Source organism: Pseudomonas sp. AKS31, assembly GCF_023634765.1.
GTDB lineage: Bacteria > Pseudomonadota > Gammaproteobacteria > Pseudomonadales > Pseudomonadaceae > Aquipseudomonas.
Map to the genome: position 1 here is coordinate 106,216 of NZ_JAMLFX010000010.1, position 15,689 is coordinate 121,904.

Consider the following 15,689-nt stretch of genomic DNA (forward strand, 5'->3'; position numbering starts at 1 on the left):
CCGGACTTCAAGAGCGGTGCTAGGTTTAGCCCACCGCCCGTGTAGCTCAGCCGGTAGAGCAGCGCACTCGTAACGCGAAGGTCGCAGGTTCGATTCCTGTCTCGGGCACCAGCTTCTTCATCTCCCCACTTCTTGTCATGCGGATTTATGTTCCGCAGGTCAGCTTTTTGTGCGAGAGATGTAAAGAGCCGTGTAATTCGTCATGCAAACGTCCTATATTCGGTGCCTGCATGAGCATCGCTTAGCAGTTTTCAGATGATCCCGAATGGTTCCGAAGGCCGGTCAATCCGCGTCAGAGAGATCCTTGATGATCCAGATCCATCCTCCATTCCTAAGATCAGCGAGAACGCCATGACCGAATTAACTCAAGAGCAACGTCACGAACAAGCACTGGAAAAGTACATTCTGGACGTACCGGACCTCAAAGAAGAGATCAAGGACCTGAGTCCTGACGATCAGAAAGACCAGATCAAGTGGGCCTTCGAAGACGAGGCCGAGGCTCAGGGCCTGCAACCGTGGGAACTCGCGCTCAAGTACACGAGCACGCCGGAGGAGTACGAAACCCAACGCCTCGAAATGCACAAAGAGGCGGCCGAAGTGCTGGGTGTCGAATGGGACGAGTACTGCGAGATGAATAATCTCGTCGTATAAAAGCAGCTACGAGTTTCCAGCGGCAAGCTGCAAGTCACAGCAAAAGCGCTGTGGCTTGTAGCTCGAAACTTGCCGCTGCTGTTAAAGGCTGAGGCGCATCGACAGATCCACCGCTTTCACATCCTTGGTCATCGCGCCGATCGAGATGTAATCCACCCCGGTTTCGGCGATCGGCAGCAGCGTGCTTTCGTTGATGCCGCCGCTGGCTTCCAGCTTCGCCTTGCCGCCGTTCAGGCGCACCGCTTCGCGCATGTCGTCCAGGCTCAGTTCGTCGAGCATGATGATGTCGGCGCCGGCGGCCAAGGCTTCCTTCAGCTCCTGCAGACTTTCCACTTCGACTTCCACCGGTTTGCCCGGCGCGATCTTGTGCGCGGCGGCAATGGCTTGGGGGATGCCACCGCTGGCGGCGATGTGGTTTTCCTTGATCAGGAACGCGTCGTACAGGCCGATGCGGTGGTTGTGGCAGCCACCGCAGGTTACCGCGTATTTCTGCGCCAGACGCAGGCCCGGCAGGGTTTTGCGGGTGTCGAGCAGTTTGACCTGAGTCTCGGCAACGAAGTCGGCCAAATATTGCGCACGGGTTGCAACACCGGATAGCAGTTGCAGGAAGTTCAGCGCGCTGCGTTCACCGGTCAACAGTGAGCGGGCCGGCCCTTCCAGATGAAACAACGGCTGATTGGGGTTAACCCGCTGGCCATCAACCACCTGCCAATGCACCGCGACCCGCGGATCGAGCTGACGAAACACGGCATCAACCCACGCCGTGCCGCAGATGACGGCAGCGTCGCGCGTGATGATGGTGGCTTTGGCCAGGCGTTCGGCCGGGATCAATTGCGCGGTGATGTCGCCGCTGCCGATGTCTTCGAGCAACGCACGGCGCACGTTGGCTTCGATTTCGGCGGTCAAATCGGCGAGACGTAGATTCGGCATAACGGGCTCCACAAACAAAGTGGTTCGATTATAGGGGCATGGCGCGAGCCAACCCAAGGCGAGAACGTGCGGGCTTGCCTGCATCCGGTCGATTTTCTTTGAGCAAACGGCGCCCGGACAGGGTCACTGAGAGGGCATAGGGGAAACCCTGACGACTATGGCGCCGTGGGCAAGTTATGAAAGATAATCCGCCTTGCATTTGACGTCATGGCTTTGACGTCCTGATTGAACTTATGGGAGCGAGCCTGCTCTTTCAGTGACATTGCTGCGGCTGACACACCGCTATCGCGAGCAGGCTCGCTCCCACAGGGATCCGGGTTGGCTTGACCGAACGAATCACCGTTTCAGGAGGCCTGGATGCACAACGACGGGAAAGTGGTGCCTTTGCACAAGGGCGCTACCGATCAGGCGAATCACTCGCCGCTCGCCCGCCTGCCTGTGATTCTGCTTCAGGTTCGCGACAAGGCTGCTCAGCAACTGCGCCAAGGTTTGCAGGAGCTGTTCGATAACGCCGATGACACGCTGTTTGAAATGGCCGACCGGGCGCGCAACGACGTCGAGCAGAATATTTTTTTCGAAGCCATGCGTGACCTGCGCCTCAAGCGCAAAAACATCGAGCGCGGCTTTCTTGAGCAATTTTTCGAAGCGTTCGTCGGCCTGACGCAATACGACCCCACGCACAACACCCTGCCGCACGCCCTGGTGTACGACGAACAGGCACCGCGCAGCGACGACATGGAGCGCAGCGTGGCAGTCGAGACCATGGTCGGTCGCGTACTCAAGCGCGACGGCTTTGCCCTCGATCAACTGACCGCGCGCCTTAACGCGCTGCTCGGCAACACTCTCGACGATCAGCACAACCCGCTCGGTCCGGCGCTGCTCTGCGAGTTCTTCCTGCAGGCCGGGCGTAATCTGGGCGTGGAGATCAAGGTCAAGCTGATCCTGCTCAAACTGTTCGAGCGCTACGTCCTGGCCGACACCGAACAGCTTTACGCCGAAGCCAATCAATTGCTGCTCGCTACCGGCGTGTTGCCCGAACTGAAGGCCGCCCCGGCGCGGCGTGCGATTGATCGTGCGCTCGCCAATGTGCACAGCGAGGAAAACGACGACACGCCGGCCGTTGATGAAGGCGTGCAGGAGGTTTTCGCCGCGTTGCAGCAATTGCTCGCGCAGGTGCGCGGCAGTGTCGCGCCGACGCTGGAGCCCAGCGTTGCGGCGCAACCGATCTCCACCCGCGACCTGCTGCGCCTGCTCTCGCACTTGCAACAATACGTGCCGACGCTGGCGGCACAGGATGACTTCGATCTGCGCAATCAGCTCGAACAGCTGCTGACCCGGGTCAGCGTCAGAAGCGGCAAATCGCGGATCGTCGGCGATGCGGACGAGGACGTGATCAACCTGATCGCCATGGTCTTCGATTGCATTCTTGACGACCGTAATGTGCCGGATTCGCTCAAGGCCTTGATCGCGCGGTTGCAGATCCCGATGCTCAAGGTCGCGGTGCTCGACAAGAGCGTCTTCAGCCGCAGCACCCATCCGGCGCGGCGCCTGCTCAACGAAATCGCTGAGGCGGCGATGGGCTGGGGCGACTGCGACGGCGAGGCGCGCGATAGCCTCTACCTGCGTATCGAACAAGTGGTGCAGCGCCTGCTGACCGATTTTGTTGACGATCCGGCAATCTTCTCCGAATTGCTGGCTGATTTTCTCGCCTTCACCAGTGATGAACGCCGCCGCAGCGAGCTGCTTGAACAGCGCCTGCGTGACGCCGAAGAGGGGCGAGCGAAAACCGAACTGGCGCGGCGTCGGGTCGAACGTGCGCTGAATCAAGCGTTGCTGGGCAAGATCCTGCCGCCGTCCGTGGTCACCTTCGTCCAGGACGCGTGGAGCAAAGTATTGCTGCTGACCTGTCTCAAGCATGGCGATCAGTCCGCTGAGTGGCAGGCCGATGTGCAAACCATGGAGCAATTGATCTGGAGCGTGCAGCGTCATGACGACGCTGAATCCAGCCTGCGCTTGCTGGCGCTGGTGCCAGGGTTACTCAAGTCGCTGCGCGATGGCCTGAGCAGTTCGGCGTTCGATCCATTTGCCACCAGTGAGTTTTTCAGCGAGCTGGAAGGCCTGCATGTGCGGGTTCTGGAGCGCTCCGATCAAACTGATCAGGCTTTGCCAATGGTCGAGGTGTCGCAGCAGATCATCCTGCAAACCGCTGATGAAGGTAGCGCGGCGTTGACCTCGGTACGTTTGCCCCACGATGCCGCCGGTCTGCGCCAGGTCGAGCAACTGCGCCTGGGCAGTTGGGTGGCGTTTGAGGAAGACGATGAACACAGCCTGCGCTGCAAACTGGCGGCCATCATCGAAGCCACCGGCAAGTACGTGTTTGTCGATCGCACCGGGATGAAGGTGCTGGAGCGCAGCCGCATCGCGCTGGCCTTTGAGTTTCAGCGTGGGACGGTGCGTGCGCTGGACGATACTTTGCTGTTCGACCGCGCACTCGAATCGGTGCTGGGCAATCTGCGGCGACTCAATCGCGCCAAGTGATCGCGCGCCGGGGGCCGATCACGGCATACTGGGCGCCAACACAGTCGGCGTTGAAGGAATCGGTATGCAGTTGGATCCCGCTAGCGGGTGGTGTCACGGGGTGCAGGTGTGCCCATCGCCCAACTTCAATGAACGCCCGGCGGGCGAAGTTTCCCTGTTGGTCATCCACAACATCAGCCTGCCACCGGCGCAGTTCGCCACGGGCAAGGTGCAGGAATTTTTCCAGAATCGTCTGGATGTCACCGAGCATCCCTATTTTGCAGGGATTGCCGACCTGCGCGTCTCGGCGCATTTTCTGATTGAACGTGACGGCAAGGTCACCCAGTTTGTCTCCTGTCTTGAGCGGGCGTGGCATGCCGGTGTGTCGGTCTTCGAAGGACGGGAAACCTGTAACGATTTTTCCGTGGGCATCGAACTGGAAGGCACCGATGATCTGCCGTTCACCGATGCGCAGTATCAGGCGTTGACGGCGTTGACCCGCCAGTTGCAAAGCGCATTTCCGGCCATCACCGGCGCCCGCATCTGTGGGCACAGCGACATAGCACCCGGGCGTAAGACCGATCCTGGCCCGGCATTCGACTGGGCGCGTTACCGCGCGGCCCTGGCACAAGAGGAAGGACAATGAGTTTTCTGGTGTTACTGCTGGCGCTGTGGATCGAGAAGTTTTCGGCCCTGCGTCATCGGGTTCAACGCGATGGCGGATGGATCCGCGAACTGAACAAACTCGAAACCAGCACGCGCCTGGCCAGACAGCCCTGGCTGGTGCTGACGATTCTGGTGCTGTTTCCGGTGGCGCTGCTGGCGTTGCTGCTATTGGTGCTGGAGCCGGTGGCCTACGGCTTGCTGGCATTGCCGGTGCATCTGCTGGTGGTGATTTACAGCTTGGGTCGCGGCGATTTGCTTGGCGGTCTCGGGCCGTTCCGTGATGCCTGGCGGCGTGAGGACTTGCAAGCCGCAGCGCACGTGGCCAAGCGCGATCTGGATATCTGCGCCGACAGCGGCGAGCAGTTGCTTGAAAGCGTGCAGGGGCATCTGCTGTGGCAGGCCTATCAGAGCTTTTTTGCGGTGATCTTCTGGTATTTCGTGCTCGGCCCGGTGGCAGCATTGGCGTATCGCCTGTTGGCGCTGGCGCAAGAACACGGGCAGAACCCGGCACTGGTCGAGCGCGCCGCGCAACTGCGGCATGCCTTCGACTGGCTGCCGGTACGCTTGTTGGCGGCGAGTCTGGCGCTGGTCGGCAATTTTGTCGCGGTCAGTCGGGTGATGCTGCATGAGTTGCTGAATTGGAACATCAGCGCTGCGCAACTGATCAATCGGGTCGGTCTCGCGGCGGGAGAGATTCCGCCTCCGGTGGTCGGGCCGGAGGGCATCAACACCCTCGATTGCCTGTGGGAACTGCTGCTGCGTGCGGCGGTGTTGTGGTATGCCGGGTTTGCCTTGTGGACGGTTCTGGCGCACTGATTCAAAGAAAGATCAAAAGATCGCAGCCTGCGGCAACTCCTACGAGGAGATCTGTGTGTCCCGGGCTGCGATGTCGTTAACCTTAAGTTACAAAACCTCCCTCCGATTTGAGCTATACAGAGATGGCGTTCGATAGTGGCTATCTGCTGTCGCCCCGCGCCTGCCAATAAAAACAAGAAAAACCAAGGGAGACTTCCAGTGAAGAGCTTGCTCTATCCCGCCGTCTCGCTGATGAACCGTCTGAGCTTCGGCATGAAGTTCAGCCTGATCAGCGTGCTGTTTCTGGTGCCGATGCTGGTGACCAATTTCTATCTGGTGCGCGATTCCTATCGTGAATTCCAGGGCACCCGCGTCGAACTGCAAAGCCTCGATCTGCTGGGCAGCAGCCTGGCCCTGCGCCGGGATCTGGAAACCCTCAACAACCTGGTACAGATCAACGTCACCCTCGGCCAGTCCGGCAAGGCCGGCAACGTCGAGGCGCAGATCACCACCCTTGAGCAAGCAGTGTTGGCACGCCTGCAAGGGCTGACGGCGATGACCGACGATCCTGAACAGACTCAGCTGTTCGACGGCAAACGCGATGAAATGATCGCCGCATTCAAGGCCCAGCAAGCGGAAAATTCGTTGCAGAGCAAAAGCGCGTTGATCGGCAAATTGCTCGCCAGTTCGCAGATTTTCAGCCAGATCATCACCAGTCAGGCCGGCCTGAGTCGCGATAACCAGAGTGACATCCGCCAGCTCAGCGAACTGGTCACCCTGATCACACCGACCGTCACGCAAACCCTCGGCGAAGGCCGGGCGATGGGCTCGTATTCATTGGGCCAGGGTTTCCTCAACAGTTCGTCGAGCACCCGTTTTGATGAGTTGCTGGTGCAGATCGAAAAACTGCAGGCCGAGTACGCGCTGAAACTGCAGGACGCCCTTGGCTCAAGCAAAGCCGCGCGGGATACCCTCAGCGCGGCGGCTGACAGCAGCAAGGCCTCGCTGAAACAGGCCAGCGAATTGTTCGAAGAACAAGTGGTGATGGCCGACACCCTCGATGCGCCGTGGCAGGCGTTTTACGATGAGGTCACCGGGCTGATCGACCGGACTTACCAGCTCAACGAAGCCACGCTGAAATTCCTCGACACGCAATTGCAGCAGCGTCTGGCGCAGAACCGCACGCACATGGTGTTGCAAGCGGTGGCGCTGTCGGTAGTGTTCGTGCTGATTTTCTATCTCTACGGTGGTTTCTACGCCTCGACCCGCACCACGCTGAAACGCTTGGGCGCGATGATGGACAAGGTCGCGGCCGGCGATATGACTGTCAACTTCAAGGCCAGCAGTCGCGATGAACTGGGTGAGTTGGGCGAGGTGTTCAATGGCACGGTGCGCAAGATTCACGACTTGATCGAGCGCGTGGGCCAGACCGTCGCCGAGGTCGAGCGTCAGGCCGGGCAGGTCGAGAACGTTTCCGCACAGAGCAATCAGGCGGTCGCGGGGCAACGCACGCAGATCGAGCAAGTGGCAACGGCGATGAACCAGATGTCGGCCACCTCGCTGGAAGTGGCGCGCAGTGCAGCGGCAGCGGTGAGCAGCGCCCACAGCGTCAATGACGAGACCATCAGCGGTCGCGGTCTGGTCGAATCACAGCAGGGCAGCATTGCCGCACTGGCCAGCGAGATCGACCAGTCGGTGTTGGTCATCAACCAATTGGCCAGCGACAGCCAGTCGATCAGTCGCGTGCTGGAAGTGATCAAAAGCATCGCCGAACAAACCAACCTGCTGGCGCTCAACGCTGCGATTGAAGCGGCGCGTGCCGGCGAGCAGGGACGCGGTTTTGCCGTGGTCGCCGATGAAGTACGCACCTTGGCCAAACGCACCCAGCAATCAACTGAAGAAATCGAACAGATGATCGCCAAACTGCACGGCGGTGTCGGCGCGGCCGTGAAGGCCATGGGCGTCAGCCATCAGATGGCCAATGGCACGGTCGGGCAGTCGGAAAAGGTCCAGCAGGCGCTGGAAAACATCCTTGGTGCGGTCGGTATGATCGTCGATCAGAACCAGCAGATCGCCGCTGCGGTTGAACAACAAACAGCGGTGGCCCACGACATCGATCAGAACATCGTCGAGATCAACCGCGCTGGCGAGCGCACGGCGCAAGGTGCGCATCAGACCGAAGATGCCAGCCGGGCGCTGTCAGCCCAAGTGGTAGAGCTTAAACAGCTGATCAGCGCCTTCCGCGTCTGAGCTGTACACAAATCCCCTGTAGGAGCTGCGGCACGCTGCGATCTTTTGATCTTGATTTCAAAGATCAAAAGATCGCAGCCTCGTTTCACTCGACAGATCCTACAGGGGGAGATGTGTTACCAGCCGAATACTTCGCAGCTGTTGGCGGTGCTGGTGGCGGCCAGTTGTTCTGGGCTGATATTCATCGGCTCGGCCAGCGCCGCGCAAATCGCTGGCAAGTGTGCCGGTGAATTGCGAACGCCTGGAAACATCGCAGGTGCCATGTCCGGTGAATCGGTTTCCAGCACAATCGAATCCAGTGGCAGTTCCGCCAGCACCCGATGCATGCGCAACGCTTGTGGCCAGGTCGGCGCGCCGCCCAGGCCCAGTTTGAAACCAAGCTTGATGTACTCCCGCGCTTCTTCACGGCTGCCGGCAAAGGCGTGGATGATCCCTGCACGTTTGAGTTTGAAGCGTTTGAGCGTCGCGATCACCGCCGCATGGCTGCGCCGCACATGGATCAGCGCCGGCAAATGAAAGTCAGCGGCCAATTGCAGTTGCGCCTCGAACAGCGCCTGTTGCCGCTCGCGGTCGAGGGTTTCGATGAAGTAATCCAGACCGATTTCACCCACCGCACACAACTGCCGATGACCGCGCAATCGCGTCAGCCAATCACCGAGTGTCGACAAATCTTCGGGTCGATGCTGATCGAGATACACCGGATGCAGCCCAAACGCCGCGTACAAATCGGCATCGCTCTGCACCAGATCCCAGACTCGTTGCCAATTGCCCTCATAGACCCCCAACACCACCATCCGCCGCACCCCGAGGGCGCGGCTTTCGGCGAGCAACGCCGAGCGATCGGCGTCGAAGTCGGGGAAGTCGAGGTGGGTGTGGCTGTCGATCAGCTCCACGGCTCAGTCCCGGTGAATACGCTGCTTGAAGGTCCGCGCGATGGCCTGCACGCCGGGCTTGTACTCCGACTGCTCGACCGCCGCCAAGGCCAGTTCCAGCGCCTTGTCGGCGATCAACTGGTGTTGCTGGGCCATGGCGTTGACCGGCAGCGGCAGGAAATCCAATAACTGCGTATCGCCGAAGGTGCCGAGGCGCAGCGGGCGGGACTTCAGCGGGAAGTCATGCAGCGCATCGAACACGCCTTGCAGCAGCACGTAGGAAGTGGTCACCAGCGCATCGGGCAAATGCCCCAGACGTTGCAGGAGTTCTTCCATCAATTGCTTGCCGCATTCGCGACTGAAGGATTCGGCGTGTTCGACCAGCACTTCGCCCTTGAAGTCGACCAGCGCCTGTTTGAAACCGGCGGCACGCTCCTGACTGATGCTCAGTTCCGGGCGCGCACCGAGCAGGACGATCTGCTTCGGTTGCGGGTCGAGCAGGCTTTGGGTCAGGTGCAGGCTGGCTTCGCGGTCGTCACTGATCACCGAGCAGAAGTGCTCGGGTTCCATGACCCGGTCGATAGCGATGATCGGCAGGCCCTTGGCCTGCAACTGGCGGTAACTGTCATCCCCAGTCGGCAGGCAACTGGCGACGATCAGTGCATCGCAGCGGCGCGCCTTGAACAGTTGCAGCAACTGCCGCTCGCTGTCCGGCGCATCGTCGGAGCTGGCGATCAGCAATTGATAGCCGCGCGCCCGCGCACCTTGCTCAAGCAGTTTGGCGATCCGCGCGTAACTGGGGTTTTCCAGATCCGGCAGAATAAAGCCCAGCGTGCGCGTGTGCCGACTGCGCAGTCCGGCCGCTTGAGGGTTTGGCGTGAAGCCGTGCAGATCGACCACCGCCCGCACCCGCTCGACGGTGGCGTTGCTGATGCGTTGCTGTTCGGCCTTGCCGTTGATGACGTAGCTGGCGGTGGTCACGGACACTCCGGCCAACCGCGCGATATCACTGAGTTTCAACCCGGGATTTCCTTGTTTTTTCGAGCTTGCCGCCACATTTTCGCCAATCCTACCCGATTAGGGCAGGCGACTATTGTCGCAGCGCATCCGACAAGTTGGACTTCAAGGATGGGACATTATCGAGTAACGTGCCGATCAATCTAGATTAAACGTTTCAGCAAGCGTATTTTCTACGTTTTAGACGTCTTTGGCCGGTTCTGCCGTGAAACCGCCAAAACTGCCGCTGAAAAGCAAAGCGGTAAAACGCCTAAGCTGCAAACCATCCAAAACAATACCTGGCACTCATAAAGCGCCAAAAAGGAGATCGCATGCTCGAGCTCACTATAGAGCAGATATCCATGGGCCAATCGGCTGTGGATAAACCCGCTGCCCTGCAACTGCTCGCCAATCACCTGGTGGCCGATGGTCTGGTTGCCGACGGTTACCTCGCTGGATTGCAGGCACGGGAAGCCCAGGGCTCGACCTTTCTCGGTCAAGGTATTGCCATTCCCCACGGCACCCCGGAAACCCGCGATCAGGTATTCGCCACGGGCGTGCGCCTGATGCAGTTCCCGGAAGGCGTGGATTGGGGCGATGGCCAGATCGTTTATCTGGCGATTGGCATCGCCGCCAAATCCGACGAACACCTGCGCCTGCTGCAACTGCTGACCCGCGCCCTCGGCGAGACCGATCTGGGCCAGGCTCTGCGTCGTGCCAGTTCCCCCGAAGCGCTGCTGAAGTTGCTGCAAGGCGCGCCACAGGAACTGGCGCTGGATGCGCAGATGATCGGCCTCGGCGTGTCGGCCGATGATTTCGAAGAGCTGGTCTGGCGTGGCGCGCGTCTGTTGCGTCAGGCCGATTGTGTGAGCAACGGTTTTGCCGGCGTGTTGCAGCAGGTCGAAGCGCTGCCGCTGGGTGATGGTTTGTGGTGGTTGCACAGCGAGCAAACCGTGAAGCGCCCGGGCCTGGCGTTCGTGACGCCGGACAAACCGATGCGCTACCTCGGTCAGCCGCTCAGTGGTCTGTTCTGCCTGGCCAGCCTTGGCGAGGCGCATCAGGCGCTGCTTGAGCGCCTGTGTGCGTTGCTCATCGAAGGTCGCGGCCATGAACTGGGCCGCGCCACCAGCAGCCGTAAAGTCCTTGAAGTGCTCGGCGGTGAATTGCCCGCCGACTGGCCGAGCGCACGCATTGCCCTGGCCAACGCCCATGGTTTGCACGCACGCCCGGCGAAGATCCTCGCGCAACTGGCGAAGAGTTTTGACGGTGAGATTCGTGTGCGCATCGTCGACGGTCAGGACAGCGCCGTGTCAGTGAAGAGCCTGAGCAAGCTGCTCAGCCTCGGTGCCCGACGCGGTCAGGTGCTGGAGTTGATCGCCGAACCGAGCATCGCCGCGGATGCCTTGCCGGCACTCTTGGCCGCGATCGAAGAAGGCCTCGGTGAAGAAGTCGAGCCGCTGCCAGCCGTAAGCCAGCAGCGCGAGATCATTGCCGACATCGCCGAAGTGCTGATCGCCCCGGCGTCCGGTGCTCAGTTGCAGGCGATCCCGGCAGCCCCCGGCATTGCCATCGGCCCGGCGCATATTCAGGTTCAGCAAACCATCGATTACCCGCTGCGCGGCGAGTCCGCCGCCGTTGAGCGCGAACGTCTCAAGCAAGCGCTCAGCGACGTGCGCAGTGACATTCAGGGCCTGATCGAGCGCAGCAAAGCCAAAGCCATTCGCGAGATCTTCATCACCCATCAGGAAATGCTCGACGACCCGGAACTCACCGACGAAGTCGACACCCGCCTCAAGCAGGGCGAAAGCGCCGAAGCGGCGTGGATGGCGGTGATCGAAGCAGCGGCCAAGCAACAGGAATCGTTGCAGGATGCCTTGCTCGCCGAACGGGCGGCGGATCTGCGCGACATCGGTCGCCGCGTACTGGCGCAACTGTGTGGCGTGCAAACGGCGAGCGAGCCTGAGCAACCGTACATTCTGGTGATGGACGAGGTCGGCCCGTCCGATGTCGCGCGGCTGGACCCGGCGCGCGTGGCGGGGATTCTTACTGCACGTGGCGGGGCCACCGCGCACAGTGCAATCGTCGCCCGAGCCCTCGGGATTCCGGCGCTGGTCGGTGCTGGCGCGGCAGTGTTGCTGCTGCAACCGGGCACGCCGTTGCTGCTTGATGGTCAACGCGGTCGCCTGCACGTCGACGCCGATGCTGCGACTCTGCAACGCGCCGCCGAAGAACGCGACACCCGTGAGCAACGCCTGAAGATTGCCGCCGAACAGCGTCATCAACCGGCACACACCACCGACGGCCACGCCGTTGAAGTGTTCGCCAACATCGGCGAAAGCGCCGGGGTCACCGCAGCTGTAGAGCAGGGCGCCGAAGGCATCGGTCTGTTGCGTACCGAACTGATTTTCATGGCTCATCCGCAAGCGCCGGATGAGGCGACGCAAGAAGCTGAATACCGCCGGGTCCTCGATGGCCTCGCCGGTCGACCGCTGGTGGTGCGCACGCTGGATGTCGGCGGCGACAAACCGCTGCCGTATTGGCCGATCGGCAAGGAAGAAAATCCGTTCCTCGGTGTGCGCGGTATTCGCCTGACCTTGCAGCGTCCGCAGATCATGGAAGCGCAATTGCGCGCCTTGCTGCGTTCGGCGGACAACCGTCCGTTGCGCATCATGTTCCCGATGGTCGGCAGGGTCGAAGAGTGGCGTCAGGCCCGCGACATGACCGAGCGGCTGCGCCTGGAAATCCCGGTCGCCGATCTGCAACTGGGGATCATGATCGAAGTGCCGTCCGCCGCTTTGCTCGCGCCGGTACTCGCGAAGGAAGTCGACTTCTTCAGCGTCGGCACCAACGACCTCACCCAATACACCCTGGCCATCGACCGTGGTCACCCGACCCTGTCGGCGCAGGCGGATGGCTTGCACCCGGCGGTGCTGCAACTGATCGACATCACCGTGCGCGCGGCCCACGCCCACGGCAAATGGGTTGGCGTCTGCGGCGAACTGGCGGCGGACCCGCTGGCGGTGCCGGTGCTGGTCGGCCTCGGGGTCGATGAACTCAGCGTCTCCGGGCGCAGCATTGCCGAGGTGAAGGCACGCATCCGCGAACTCAGCCTGACCCAGGCGCAAACCCTTGCTCAACAAGCCCTGGCCGTGGGCAGCGCGAACGAAGTGCGCGCATTAGTGGAGGCCCTGTAATGGCCAAGATTCTTACCCTGACCCTCAACCCGGCGCTCGACCTCACCGTCGAACTGCCACGGCTGGAGGCCGGTCAGGTCAATCGCAGCGACGAGATGCACACCCACGCCGCCGGCAAAGGCGTGAACGTCGCCCAGGTGCTGGCTGATCTGGGACACCAAGTGACGGTCAGTGGTTTTCTCGGTGAAGACAACCTGCAAGCGTTCGAGACCCTGTTCGCCAAGCGTGGTTTTGTCGACGCGTTTATCCGCGTGCCGGGCGAGACGCGCAGCAACATCAAGGTCGCCGAACAGGACGGCCGCATCACCGACATCAACGGTCCGGGGCCGATGGTCGACGCTGCGGCGCAGCAGGCGTTGCTCGAGCGTCTGCTGCAGATTGCACCAGGTCACGATGCCGTCGTGGTCGCCGGCAGTTTGCCGCGCGGCGTGACTGCGCAGTGGTTGCGTGAGTTGATCGAACGGCTCAACCAGCTCGGTCTGAAAGTCGCCCTCGACAGCAGCGGCGAAGCGTTGCGCGCAGCGTTGCAGGCCGGTCCGTGGCTGATCAAACCGAACACTGAAGAACTCGCCGATGCACTCGGTTGCGAGGTGGTTTCTCACGCGGCCGAAGCTCAGGCTGCGGCGCGTTTGCATGCCCAAGGTATCGAGCACGTGGTGATTTCCCACGGCGCTGACGGTGTGAACTGGTTCAGCGTCGGTTCGGCACTGCACGCCACACCGCCGAAAGTCAGTGTTGCCAGCACGGTCGGTGCCGGCGATTCGTTGCTGGCCGGCATGCTCCACGGTCTGCTCAGCGCCGATACGCCCGAGCAAACCCTGCGCACGGCCACCGCAATTGCGGCGATGGCGGTGACGCAGATCGGTTTCGGCATCAACGATGCTGCGCAACTGGCGCAGCTCGAACAGGGCGTGCGCGTGCGTCCCCTGACAGAACAATAAGAGGGTTTGTCATGAAATTAGCCATTGTTACGGCTTGCCCGAACGGCATGGTCACCAGTGTGCTGTGCGCGCGTTTGCTCGATGCCGCCGCGCAGCGTCAGGGCTGGAGCACCAGCGTGGAAGTGGTCGATGCAGCGCACCCGGAACGTGAATTGTCGGCGGCGACGATTGCAGCGGCGGAGTGGGTGTTGCTGGTCACCACTGGCGCGGTGGACATGAGCCGCTTTGTCGGCAAACGGGTGTTCCAGATCGCCCCGGCGCAGGCGTTGCAGGATGTCGAAGCGGTGCTGCGTCGTGGTGCTGAAGAGGCAGAAGTTTACGTCGCCAGCGAGGCTGCACCAGCGACTGATGCGCCGCGCGCCCCACGCATCGTCGCCATCACTGCCTGCCCGACCGGTGTCGCGCACACCTTCATGGCCGCCGAAGCCTTGCAGCAGACCGCCAAGCGTCTGGGCTACGAACTGCAGGTCGAAACCCAAGGCTCGGTGGGCGCGAAAACCCCGTTGAGCGCCGCGGCAATTGCCGACGCGGACGTGGTGTTGCTGGCGGCGGATATCGAAGTCGCCACCGAGCGTTTCGCCGGCAAGAAAATCTATCGCTGCGGCACCGGGATTGCCTTGAAGCAGTCCGAAGCTACACTGAAAAAAGCCTTGGCCGAAGGCGCGGTGGAAAGCGCGGCGGCTGACGGCAAGGCACCGGCCAGGCAAGAGAAAACCGGCATCTACAAACACCTGCTGACCGGCGTGTCGTACATGCTGCCGATGGTGGTGGCCGGCGGTTTGATGATCGCGCTGTCGTTCGTGTTCGGCATCACCGCGTTCAAGGAAGAAGGCACGCTGGCGGCGGCATTGATGCAGATCGGCGGCGAGACCGCGTTCAAGTTGATGGTGCCGCTGCTGGCCGGTTACATCGCGTATTCGATCGCCGACCGTCCGGGTCTGGCGCCGGGGATGATTGGTGGTTTGCTCGCCAGTACGCTGGGCGCGGGGTTTATCGGCGGTATCGTCGCTGGTTTTATCGCTGGTTATGCGGCGAAAGCGATCAGCCGTTATGTCGCCTTGCCGCAGAGCCTCGAAGCGCTGAAACCGATCCTGATCATCCCGTTGTTCGCCAGTCTGTTTACCGGTCTGGTGATGATCTACGTGGTGGGCAAACCGGTCGCCGGCATGCTGTTGGCGCTGACGAGTTTTCTCGACAGCATGGGCACCACCAACGCGATTCTGCTCGGTGTAGTGCTCGGCGGCATGATGTGCGTTGACCTCGGTGGGCCGATCAACAAAGCCGCCTATGCATTCTCGGTGGGGCTGCTGGCGTCGCAGAGTTATGCGCCAATGGCCGCGACCATGGCCGCGGGCATGGTGCCGCCGATTGGCCTCGGTATCGCTACGTTTATTGCGCGGAGAAAGTTCGCCCAGACTGAACGCGAGGCCGGCAAGGCTGCCTTCGTGCTGGGGCTGTGCTTCATCTCCGAAGGGGCGATTCCGTTTGCCGCGAAAGATCCGTTGCGGGTGATCCCGGCGAGCATCGCCGGCGGTGCATTGACCGGTGCGTTGTCGATGTATTTCGGCTGCAAACTGATGGCTCCGCACGGTGGCTTGTTTGTGCTGGCGATTCCGAATGCGATCAACCATGCGTTGTTGTATTTGCTGGCGATTGTCGCGGGGAGTTTGTTGACCGCCGTGGTCTATGCGACGGTCAAACGCCCGGAAGCGGTCGAGCTGGCGCTGGAGCCTGCCAAGGCCTGACGGACACCGCAAATCCACTGTAGGAGTGAGCCTGCTCGCGATATCGGTCTGTCAGTGACATGAATGTTGGCAGATATACCGATATCGCGAGCAGGCTCACTTCTACAATTGGTTCTGCGGTGTGTCTGGTGT

General features: G+C 61.2%; 11 protein-coding genes and 1 tRNA gene. 9 read left to right on the plus strand and 3 right to left on the minus strand.

Annotated features, from left to right (window positions below; translation table 11 throughout):
* Window positions 1-35: 35 nt before the first annotated feature.
* Together M9827_RS21710 and M9827_RS21715 are read left to right on the plus strand one after the other, a co-directional pair.
* Window positions 36-111 (plus strand) — tRNA-Thr (locus M9827_RS21710).
* A 240-nt stretch (window positions 112-351) separates the two neighbouring features.
* Window positions 352-651, plus strand: a complete 300-nt coding sequence (locus M9827_RS21715) for a DUF6388 family protein (protein WP_250607077.1) — start codon at window positions 352-354, stop codon at window positions 649-651.
* An 81-nt stretch (window positions 652-732) separates the two neighbouring features.
* Here the strand turns inward: M9827_RS21715 and nadC are convergent, their stop codons facing one another.
* Window positions 733-1,581 carry a carboxylating nicotinate-nucleotide diphosphorylase gene (gene nadC / locus M9827_RS21720; RefSeq protein WP_250607078.1) on the minus strand — a complete coding sequence of 283 codons (849 nt, stop codon included), beginning with the start codon at window positions 1,579-1,581 and terminating at the stop codon, window positions 733-735.
* A 357-nt stretch (window positions 1,582-1,938) separates the two neighbouring features.
* Here nadC and M9827_RS21725 point away from each other — a divergent pair, with 357 nt between their 5' ends.
* The 4 genes from M9827_RS21725 (at window position 1,939) to M9827_RS21740 (ending at window position 7,809) form a co-directional block, all read left to right on the plus strand.
* On the plus strand, window positions 1,939-4,119 hold the full coding sequence (locus tag M9827_RS21725) for a DUF1631 domain-containing protein (protein ID WP_250607079.1): 2,181 nt from the start codon (window positions 1,939-1,941) through the stop codon (window positions 4,117-4,119).
* A gap of 64 nt (window positions 4,120-4,183) precedes the next feature.
* On the plus strand, window positions 4,184-4,744 hold the full coding sequence (gene ampD / locus M9827_RS21730) for a 1,6-anhydro-N-acetylmuramyl-L-alanine amidase AmpD (protein ID WP_250607080.1): 561 nt from the start codon (window positions 4,184-4,186) through the stop codon (window positions 4,742-4,744).
* Entirely contained in the window at window positions 4,741-5,580 is an 840-nt protein-coding gene (gene ampE, locus M9827_RS21735) for a regulatory signaling modulator protein AmpE (RefSeq protein ID WP_250607081.1), read from the plus strand. Before ampD ends, ampE begins: the two co-directional genes overlap by 4 nt.
* Window positions 5,581-5,778: 198 nt before the next feature.
* The gene (locus tag M9827_RS21740) at window positions 5,779-7,809 is read left to right on the plus strand and encodes a methyl-accepting chemotaxis protein (RefSeq protein ID WP_250607082.1); all 2,031 of its coding nucleotides are present in this window, start codon (window positions 5,779-5,781) and stop codon (window positions 7,807-7,809) included.
* A 116-nt stretch (window positions 7,810-7,925) separates the two neighbouring features.
* Here M9827_RS21740 and M9827_RS21745 read toward each other — a convergent pair whose 3' ends face one another.
* Both M9827_RS21745 and cra read right to left on the minus strand, forming a co-directional pair.
* Window positions 7,926-8,702, minus strand: a complete 777-nt coding sequence (locus M9827_RS21745; RefSeq protein WP_250607083.1) for a TatD family hydrolase — start codon at window positions 8,700-8,702, stop codon at window positions 7,926-7,928.
* 3 nt (window positions 8,703-8,705) lie between these two features.
* Entirely contained in the window at window positions 8,706-9,701 is a 996-nt protein-coding gene (gene cra / locus M9827_RS21750; RefSeq protein WP_250607084.1) for a catabolite repressor/activator, read from the minus strand.
* 308 nt (window positions 9,702-10,009) lie between these two features.
* On the opposite strand from cra, the gene ptsP reads away from it, so the two are divergent.
* The 3 genes from ptsP to M9827_RS21765 are packed head-to-tail and all read left to right on the plus strand — an operon-like array spanning window position 10,010 to window position 15,557.
* Window positions 10,010-12,871 (plus strand): phosphoenolpyruvate--protein phosphotransferase, encoded by a 2,862-nt coding sequence (gene ptsP / locus M9827_RS21755; protein WP_250607085.1) that lies wholly within the window; start codon window positions 10,010-10,012, stop codon window positions 12,869-12,871.
* Window positions 12,871-13,812: a 1-phosphofructokinase gene (gene pfkB, locus M9827_RS21760; RefSeq protein WP_250607086.1), complete on the plus strand. Its 942-nt coding sequence runs from the start codon at window positions 12,871-12,873 to the stop codon at window positions 13,810-13,812. The genes ptsP and pfkB overlap by 1 nt, the downstream gene beginning before the upstream one ends.
* Window positions 13,813-13,823: 11 nt before the next feature.
* Window positions 13,824-15,557 carry a PTS fructose-like transporter subunit IIB gene (locus M9827_RS21765; RefSeq protein ID WP_250607087.1) on the plus strand — a complete coding sequence of 578 codons (1,734 nt, stop codon included), beginning with the start codon at window positions 13,824-13,826 and terminating at the stop codon, window positions 15,555-15,557.
* The last annotated feature ends 132 nt before the right edge of the window (window positions 15,558-15,689 follow it).

Bases quoted from the DNA above. Each gene is read 5' to 3' on its own strand.
- ptsP (WP_250607085.1), top strand. From the start codon at position 10,010: ATGCTCGAGCTCACTATAGAGCAGATATCCATGGGCCAATCGGCTGTG.
- M9827_RS21765 (WP_250607087.1), top strand. From the start codon at position 13,824: ATGAAATTAGCCATTGTTACGGCTTGCCCGAACGGCATGGTCACCAGT.
- M9827_RS21715 (WP_250607077.1), top strand. From the start codon at position 352: ATGACCGAATTAACTCAAGAGCAACGTCACGAACAAGCACTGGAAAAG.
- ampE (WP_250607081.1), top strand. From the start codon at position 4,741: ATGAGTTTTCTGGTGTTACTGCTGGCGCTGTGGATCGAGAAGTTTTCG.
- M9827_RS21725 (WP_250607079.1), top strand. From the start codon at position 1,939: ATGCACAACGACGGGAAAGTGGTGCCTTTGCACAAGGGCGCTACCGAT.
- pfkB (WP_250607086.1), top strand. From the start codon at position 12,871: ATGGCCAAGATTCTTACCCTGACCCTCAACCCGGCGCTCGACCTCACC.
- nadC (WP_250607078.1), bottom strand. From the start codon at position 1,581: ATGCCGAATCTACGTCTCGCCGATTTGACCGCCGAAATCGAAGCCAAC.
- ampD (WP_250607080.1), top strand. From the start codon at position 4,184: ATGCAGTTGGATCCCGCTAGCGGGTGGTGTCACGGGGTGCAGGTGTGC.